This window comes from Phaeovulum sp. (assembly GCF_041596715.1).
Classification (GTDB): Bacteria; Pseudomonadota; Alphaproteobacteria; order Rhodobacterales; family Rhodobacteraceae; genus UBA6213.
Window position 1 is genome coordinate 1 of record NZ_JBFHIA010000145.1, and the last position, 8045, is coordinate 8045.

General features: G+C 63.8%; 9 protein-coding genes and 1 tRNA gene. 6 read left to right on the forward strand and 4 right to left on the reverse strand.

Annotated elements, in window-relative coordinates:
- Together ABY403_RS10655 and ABY403_RS10660 are read left to right on the forward strand one after the other, a co-directional pair.
- Positions 1-576 (forward strand): aminotransferase class IV (locus tag ABY403_RS10655; protein ID WP_372840785.1); only part of this gene is annotated, 576 nt, incomplete at its 5' end.
- Positions 573-1292, forward strand: a complete 720-nt coding sequence (locus ABY403_RS10660; protein ID WP_372840786.1) for an HAD family hydrolase — start codon at positions 573-575, stop codon at positions 1290-1292. The genes ABY403_RS10655 and ABY403_RS10660, both read left to right, overlap by 4 nt.
- 191 nt (positions 1293-1483) lie before the next feature.
- On the opposite strand, the gene ABY403_RS10665 is transcribed toward ABY403_RS10660, so the two are convergent.
- Genes ABY403_RS10665 through tsaD form a run of 4 tightly spaced genes read right to left on the reverse strand, consistent with a single transcriptional unit; the run spans position 1484 to position 4225 of the window.
- Positions 1484-1903: an EVE domain-containing protein gene (locus ABY403_RS10665; RefSeq protein WP_372840787.1), complete on the reverse strand. Its 420-nt coding sequence runs from the start codon at positions 1901-1903 to the stop codon at positions 1484-1486.
- Positions 1903-2172 carry a YciI family protein gene (locus ABY403_RS10670; RefSeq protein WP_372840788.1) on the reverse strand — a complete coding sequence of 90 codons (270 nt, stop codon included), beginning with the start codon at positions 2170-2172 and terminating at the stop codon, positions 1903-1905. The genes ABY403_RS10665 and ABY403_RS10670 overlap by 1 nt, the downstream gene beginning before the upstream one ends.
- Positions 2173-2174: 2 nt before the next feature.
- Positions 2175-3137: an NAD(P)H-dependent glycerol-3-phosphate dehydrogenase gene (locus ABY403_RS10675; RefSeq protein ID WP_372840789.1), complete on the reverse strand. Its 963-nt coding sequence runs from the start codon at positions 3135-3137 to the stop codon at positions 2175-2177.
- Complete coding sequence (gene tsaD, locus ABY403_RS10680; protein WP_372840790.1) at positions 3134-4225, reverse strand: tRNA (adenosine(37)-N6)-threonylcarbamoyltransferase complex transferase subunit TsaD; 1092 nt, start codon at positions 4223-4225, stop codon at positions 3134-3136. Before tsaD ends, ABY403_RS10675 begins: the two co-directional genes overlap by 4 nt.
- Before the next feature lie 72 nt (positions 4226-4297).
- On the opposite strand from tsaD, the gene ABY403_RS10685 reads away from it, so the two are divergent.
- The 4 genes from ABY403_RS10685 to ABY403_RS10700 all read left to right on the forward strand — a co-directional run bounded on the left by ABY403_RS10685 (position 4298) and on the right by ABY403_RS10700 (position 8001).
- Entirely contained in the window at positions 4298-5002 is a 705-nt protein-coding gene (locus ABY403_RS10685; protein ID WP_372840791.1) for a uroporphyrinogen-III synthase, read from the forward strand.
- A gap of 56 nt (positions 5003-5058) precedes the next feature.
- Positions 5059-6186: a COG4223 family protein gene (locus ABY403_RS10690; RefSeq protein ID WP_372840792.1), complete on the forward strand. Its 1128-nt coding sequence runs from the start codon at positions 5059-5061 to the stop codon at positions 6184-6186.
- 10 nt (positions 6187-6196) lie between these two features.
- Positions 6197-7747, forward strand: a complete 1551-nt coding sequence (locus ABY403_RS10695; protein WP_372840793.1) for a heme biosynthesis protein HemY — start codon at positions 6197-6199, stop codon at positions 7745-7747.
- A gap of 178 nt (positions 7748-7925) precedes the next feature.
- Positions 7926-8001 (forward strand) — tRNA-Thr (locus ABY403_RS10700).
- Positions 8002-8045 lie beyond the last annotated feature (44 nt).

Genomic DNA, 8045 nt, shown 5'->3' on the forward strand with positions numbered 1-8045 from the left:
ATGGTGACGCGCGGCGTCAAGCACCGGCCATTTCAGCACCCGTCGCTATCGCGGCAAGGGCCGACCGTCGTGATAATCATGGAACATTCGCGGCCAAAGATACCCCGGCCAATCCGTTTGGCCACCGTGCCCCAGATCCGCGGCTTGCCGATGAGTCAGGACCCAAAGCTCAACAGTCACTCCAAACTCAACTGCATTCTCGCCTGCATCGCCGCTGAAAAAGCGGGCGCGGACGAGGCGCTGATGCTGGATGTGCATGGCTTTGTGAACACCACCAACGCCTGCAACTTCTTCATTGTGCGCAAGGGCGAGGTTTGGACCTCGACCGGTGATTACTGCATGAACGGCATCACCCGCGCCAAGGTGATCGACCTGTGCCGGGCGAACGACATTCCGATCTATCAGCGCAATTTCGGCTTGTTAGAGACGTATTCAGCCGATGAAGCCTTTTTGACCGGCACGTTCGGCGCGCAAACGCCGGTGGGCAGTATCGACGGGCGCACGATCGGGTCGGGGCAGATGGGTCCGATGACAGAGCGCTTGCGCGGGCTTTACAAGGCGATGGTGCAGGCATGAGAATCGCAATGTGGTCCGGGCCGCGTAATCTATCGACGGCGATGATGTATGCCTTTGCCGCGCGCGGAGATTGCGCGGTTTGGGACGAGCCGTTTTATGCCGCCTATCTTGCAGCAACCGAAACAGATCATCCGATGCGCGACGCAGTCATTGCTGCGGGCGAACCCGACGCGGGCAAGGTAGCCGAAGCCTGCACCGGCCCATTTCCGCAGGCTCAGAGCCTGTTTTACCAAAAGCATATGACGCTGCACATGATCCCGGCGTTTGATCGTAGCTTCATGCGGCAGCTGACCAACGTGTTCCTGATCCGCCACCCTGCGCGGGTGGTGGCAAGCTATTCGAAAAAGCGTGAAAGCCCGACGCTGGCAGACATTGGCTTTGCGCAGCAGGCTGAACTATTCGACGAGGTGGCGGGCTGGTTGGGCCGTGCGCCCTTGGTGATCGATTCCGCCGATATCCGGGCAAACCCCGAAGCCGCGCTGCGCGGGCTATGTGCGGCGCTTGGCATCGAGTTTCGCGCGTCGATGCTGCAATGGCCCGCCGGGCCCAAGCCTTATGACGGCGCTTGGGCGCCGCATTGGTACGGCGCGGTGCATGTTTCGACCGGGTTCGAGGGCGCAGAGGGCCCGCTTCCAGAGCTATCAGGTGATTACGCCCGGCTGGCCGAGGCCGCGCTGCCCTATTACGAACGGCTTGCCGCGCAGAAACTCGGTTAACCAGTCCTTTCAGTAAAGGCATGGATTCAAAACGTTTTTTCTTGACGCAAAACTTGTGATTCGGGGCAGTCGCCGCTAGAAAAACCGAACGGGCCAGTAGGGCCGGGGCCTTTCATATTCACGTGTGGTGCTAGGGGAGCACGTGGGGTGGTGGAGGGTCCTAGGCAGGGGTGCTAGGGCCCTCCTGCTTTTCAGGGGTCCACACCACCCAATTCGCAAATCACCCGCCATTCCTCATCGGTCACCGGCTGCACCGAAAGCCGCGAGTTCGTCACCAGCGCCATGTTCGCAAGCCGCGGGTCGGCGCGCACTTCGATCAGGCTGATCGGGCGGCGAAGCGGCAAAAGCGCGCGAATATCGACACAATCCCAGCGCGGGTCGTCGGTGGTGCTGTCGGGGTGCGAAAGCGCTGCTACCTCGACAATCCCGACAATCTCTTTGCCAACGTTGGAATGGTAGAAAAACCCGCGATCGCCCAGTTGCATGGCGCGCATGTTGTTGCGCGCCTGATAGTTGCGCACGCCGTGCCATTCTTCGGCAGCGGGTGCTTTGGCCATCTGGTCAGCCCAGCCCCAAACGTCAGGCTCGGATTTGAATAGCCACTTCGCCATCAACCGACAACCTTCCGCCACTCGCTGATGCTGACGGATTCGAACAGACCCGCAGCGCTGTAGGGGTCGCCTGCCGCCCAAGCCTCGGCTTCGGCAAGGCTGGCCGCCTCCAGGACGATCAGCGAGCCTACGACCTGTCCGCCCTCTACCAAGGCACCGGCCTGACGCACGATATCGGTGGCCTCGATATAGGCCAGATGTTCCGGGCGGGTCGCAAGCCGGGTGTCGAGAGCGCCGGGTTTGTCGCGGCAGATAAGGGCAAAATACATGTTCACTCCTGTTTGAGAGGGCGCGAAAGCAGCGCGCGAGTGGCCTCGGCCACGGTAATATGATGGTCCACCAAAGCTGTGACCATGCTGGCGATCGGCATATCGACGCCAAGTGTTTTGGCCAGCGCAGAGACTGCTTTTGATGTCGCAACGCCTTCTACGGTGGTGTTGGCGTCAAAGCCCGTGCCGGCACCAAGTGCCTGCCCAAAGCGGAAGTTGCGCGATTGCGCCGATGTGCAGGTCAGTACCAGATCGCCCAGCCCGGAAAGCCCGGCAAGCGTGTCAGCTTGCGCACCGCGCGCGGTTGCAAAGCGCGTCATCTCGGCAAAGCCCCGTGTCATCAGCGCGGCGCGCGCCGAATCGCCCAGACCTGCACCGATCACCACCCCGGCGGCTATCGCCACGACGTTTTTCAATGCGCCGCCCAGTTCTGCGCCGGTTGTGTCGGTGGTTCGATAGAGCCGCAAGACAGGGGTGGAAAGCTGCGTTTGCATGGCCTCGCCCGCAGTGTCGCTGGCGCAGGCGAGCGTCAGCGCGGTGGGTAGCCCGCGTGCGATGTCGGCGGCAAAGCTTGGCCCCGTCAGCATCGCCGGGGTGGCGGTAGGGCATTCGGTTGCAATCAGCGCCGTGGGGCCAAGCCCGGTGCCAAGGTCGATACCCTTGGAGCAGGCAACGAGTTGGCGGCCCGCAAGTGCGACCCGATGTTTTGCCAGAAAGCCCGCCATCTGCTGCATCGGCATCGCCAGAAGCAACAGGTCCGCGGCTGCCGCCTTTTCGATTTCGGCTGTAACAGAGACGTTTTGTGGTAACTCAACCCCCGGCAACCGGCGCGTGTTACACCGGCTGTCGCGCATTTCGATGGCATGGCCTGCATCGCGCGCCCAAAGCGTTACGGCACCATTTCGTGCCAACGCTACCGCCAGTGCCGTGCCAAAAGCGCCCGCACCAAGAACGCCGATGCTCATGCCTTCGCCCCCTTCTTTCCTGAACCGAGCATGGCCGGGGCGGCCGCGTCAAGCGGCCAGCGCGGGCGTGCCGATATTGTCAGGTCATCGCGCCCGCCCTCGCGGAATCGCTCGATCCCTGCCCATGCGATCATCGCTGCGTTGTCGGTGCAAAGCGCGAGCGGTGGTGCCACGAAGCCCGCGCCTGCCGCAGCTGAAACAGTCTCTAACGCGGCCCGAATGGTCATATTGGCAGACACGCCACCCGCCACGGCAAAGGCAGGCGATGTTGGGTTTTCTGCCAGATATACCGCCAGCGCACGGCGAGATTTTTCTGCCAGAACGTCAGCGACGGCTGCCTGAAACCCGGCGCAAAGGTCGGCGCGGTCTTGCGCGTGCAAATGGCCCATGACCATCACCCCATCGCGCGCCCGCAAAAGCGCGGTTTTCAGCCCGGAAAATGACATGTCGCAGCCCGCGCGGTCCAACAACGGGCGCGGAAAGGCAAAACGCCGCGCGTCGCCCTTTGCCGCCTCGGCCTCAACTGCGGGGCCGCCCGGTTGTGGTAATGCAAGCAGTTTCGCGGTTTTGTCGAAAGCCTCGCCGGGCGAATCATCTATCGTGCCGCCAATGCGCGAAAAATCCTCGGGGCCGCGCACGATCAGAAACTGGCAATGCCCGCCAGAGACCAGCAGCATCAGGTAAGGAAACACAAGCCCATCGGTCAGCCGTGGTGTCAGCGCGTGCCCGGCAAGGTGATTTATCCCCAGCAGCGGCAGCCCCGCCCCTGCTGCAATGCCCTTGGCGCACATCACACCCGAAAGCACACCGCCGATCAGCCCCGGCCCGGCGGTCACGGCCACCGCATCCAGATCGGCCAACCCCAAACCTGCGCGCGCCAGCGCCTCTTCGACGCAGTGGTCCAGCTTTTCAGCGTGCGCGCGGGCTGCAAGTTCTGGCACCACGCCGCCGAAAGGCGCGTGCAGTTCCGTTTGCCCCGCCACAACCGACGCCAAAACCACGCCGCGCCCATCCTCAAACCGCACCACTGCCGCTGCGGTATCATCGCAACTGCTTTCAATACCGAGGAGGGTGAGCGTTTCAGTCATGGCGCGCCAGTTGCGGGAATGCTTTCAGGCAGGTAACACCGAGGGTGAGATCGCACAATCCCGGGGGTGGCCTTGTCTGATTCCCGCCCAACGCTGCTTGTGACCCGCCCGGCCGCGCAAGCGCGCCGCTTTGCCGAGAGTTTTGCAGAGCGCTTCGGCGAAGATTGGCCGAAGCTGCTTGCGCCGATGCAGCGGATCGTTGGGCTTAACCCAGAGGTGCCAGAGGCGCGCGAGTTGGTTTTTACCTCGGAAAATGCTGTTGCGGCCTATGCGGCGCTTTCGCCCGCTGCGGGGCGGCGGGCATGGTGCGTGGGGTCGCGCACAGCCGCGGCAGCCGCGCGGGCGGGTTTCGCCCCCGTTACCGGGCCAGGTGACGGCGCGGCGCTGACGCGCATCATCATCGCCGCGGCCCCACAGCCCCCGCTGTTGGTCGCGCGCGGTGCGCATCAGGCGGTCGATGTAGCGAAAGCGCTCAATTCCGCTGGAATAGAGACACATTCTGTCTGCGTTTACGCGCAGGAACCGGTGCCGCTGTCTGCCGCCGGGGAGGCGATTTTGGCGCGGCAATCGCCACTGTTGGTGCCGCTATTTTCGCCGCGTTCGGCACAGCTTTTCGTTCAGGCAGCGAAAGGCGCGCGCGCGCCGCTTTGGGTTGCGGCGCTCTCGCCCGCCGTGGCCGCACCATGTGCCGAGTTGCATCCCGCCCGGATGCGAATTGCAGCGACGCCGGATGCAGAATCGATGTTGGATGCGCTCGCAAAGCTTGTCGCGGGTTGAGGCGGCGTGCACTGGTGCCTAGATATAGGTGAAGGCGTTTTTGGGGGGAAAGAGCAATGACAACATCTGCCAACGAAAGCCCAGAAACCTTGGAAACCACCGCAGAACCTGTGGTGGCCCCCGAGCCTGCGCCCGAAGCGCCCGAGGTGCCCGAGCCACCGCTGGTTCTGCCGCCACCGCCGCCGCGCAAACGCAGCGGTGGTTGGTTTGTGTTGCTGCTTGGCGGGGTCGGGGCGGCGGCGCTGGGCGCGGGTGCCACGTTTTTCCTTCTGCCGCAGCTTCCGGCCCGCTGGCAGCCTGCTGCGGCGCTGATCGCGGCCACTGACGCCGCGCAGGCAGAACGTCTTGCTGCGGTTCAGGCTGAATTGCAGGCCCTGCAAGCCTCTATTCCGGCAGTGCCAGACCTTGGCCCGCTGCAAGACGCGCTGGCAGGGTTCGATGCACGTTTGGCGGAGCTTGAAGCGCGCCCAACCGCGACGGTTTCTGATTTTGCACCTGCAATCGAGGCGCTACAGGGCGAGCTTGCCGCGATGCGCGCCGATCTGGCGCAAGGTGCAACCGGCGCGCAGGCCACATCGGCCGAAATCGCGGCAGCCGCCGCCGATGCCTCGGCGCGGATTGTCGCTGCCGAGGCCGAGGCCGCAGCCCTGCGCGCCAAGGCAGAGGCGGACGCGGTTGCCCTACGCGCCGAGGCCGAAGCGGCCGCGTCCAAGGCGCAGGCCCGCGCTGCCGTGGCGCAACTGGGTGCCGCGCTGGATGCTGGCACTTCGCTTGCCGAACCGCTGGCGGCGCTTGTTGCCGCGGGCGTTGCTGTGCCAGCCGCGCTTACCACCGACGTGCCAAGCCTTGCTGCGCTGCGCGATGGCTATACCCCTGCTGCAAGAGAAGCACTGGCCGCCGCGCGGATCGCAGAGCCGGGCGCGAACCTGATGGATCGGCTTGGCAATTACCTTATGGCGCAGACCGGGGCGCGTTCGCTTGAGCCGCGCGAGGGCGATGACGCCGATGCAGTGCTATCGCGCGCCGAAGCGGCCTTGGCCGCGGGCGATGTCGAGGGTGCGCTTGCTGCCATATCGGCGCTGCCCGAAACTGGCCGCGCCGCAATGGCCAACTGGGCCGCCTTGGCCGAACGGCGCGTTGCCGCAACCCAAGCCCTCGCCGCTTTGGCGCAGGGCCTGAACTGAGGGGGCTGGCATGGTCTGGTCGTTTCTGAAAATCGCGGTGTTCATGGTAGTGGTTGCGGCGCTGACACTGGGCGCGACCTATCTGGTGGAAAGCGGGCAGGGCATCCGCCTTGCTTTTGCTGGAACCGAATACACACTCGGTCCACTGCAATCGGCGATCGCGGTGCTGGCGCTGATCGTGGCCGTTTGGCTGCTGGTGCGCATCCTTGGGCTGCTTTGGGCGCTGGTGCGCTTTATCAATGGCGATGAAACCGCCGTCAGCCGTTATTTCGACCGCAATCGCGAGCGTAAGGGCTACGAAGCACTGGCCGAAGGGATGATGGCCGTTGCCTCGGGTGAAGGCCGGGTGGCGCTGTCAAAGGCCGCGAAGGCCGAGAAGTATCTGCGCCGGCCCGAATTGACCAACCTTCTTTCCGCGCAGGCGGCAGAGGCTGCTGGCGATACCAAGAAGGCAACTGAGGTTTACAAGCGCCTGTTGGCCGATCAGCGCACGCGCTTTGTGGGCGTGCAGGGGCTGATGAAACAAAAGCTGTCCGAAGGCGATACCGGCACCGCAATGAAACTTGCCCAAGCCGCTTTCGCACTCAAACCGCGCCATGAAGGTGTGCAAGATACGCTTTTGCGCCTGCAATCGGAGCAGGGCGATTGGAAAGGCGCGCGCGAGGTACTGGGGGCCAAGGTCAAACAGGGTCTGTTGCCGCGCGATGTGCACAAGCGGCGCGATGCGTTGCTGGCGCTGCAAGAAGCCAAGGGTGTGCTGGCCGAAGGTGCCAGCATCGAGGCGCGAGAGGCGGCGATCGCTGCAAACAAAGCCTCGCCAGATCTTATTCCAGCGGCAGTAATGGCCGCCGAGGCCTATATCGCCAAGGGCGAGACCAAGCCCGCAACGCGGCTGTTGCTGAAGGCTTGGGAGGCGCAGCCACACCCGTCGCTGGCCGCCACATTCGCCGCGATTGCGCCGGATGAAACCCCCGCCGAACGGTTGAAGCGGTTTGAGGCGCTTTTGAAGCATCGCCCCGAGTCCGAAGAAACGCGTCTGCTACGCGCCGAGCTATCAATTGCCGCCGAAGATTTCCCGGCGGCGCGCCGCGCGGTGGGTGATCTGGCAGAAACGCACCCGACAACCCGCGCGCTGACCCTGATTGCCGCAATCGAGCGCGGCGAGGGTGCCGATGACTCGGTGGTGCGCGGCTATCTTGCGCGCGCGCTGAGTGCCAGCCGCGGCCCGCAATGGGTGTGCGAGCATTGCCACAACATCCAGGCAGAATGGGGCCCGATATGCGACAATTGCGGCGGTTTTGACACGCTGTCTTGGCGAGAGCCACCGGGCGGAGGTGTTCCCATTGCCAACGGCGCTGAAATGTTGCCGCTGATCGTGGGCTCTCCTCGGCCCGAGCCGGAAGTGCTGGCACCGCCCGAGCCCGAACCGCCAAAGCCGGCCCCGACCGAACCGCCAGCAGAGTTGACGCAAGATGAAATCTTTGCCGAACGCGTCCGGCGCAACCCACTGGCTGAACCTGACGCGGTTGCGCTGGCGCGTGGGCTTGCGCCGAAAAAATAGGGCTACACTTCGCCCGCGTTCGATGCTATCCGGCGCGCCACCGGGTCACTGATGCGCGGGTTCGCGGGCATATCATTCGCCAAAAGCAGGTTTGCTTGCGATTGACGTTCCGAACCAGTTGCTTACAAGCGGCACGGCGTAACGAGTAGGGCCAACGTATGGCCGACAAGAGAAGAATGCCGCTGTAGCTCAGCTGGTAGAGCACGTCATTCGTAATGATGGGGTCGGGGGTTCGAGTCCCTTCAGCGGCACCATTCTTCTCCGCCAATCATCTTTTCCAATGTTTGCAAGGCGAAAC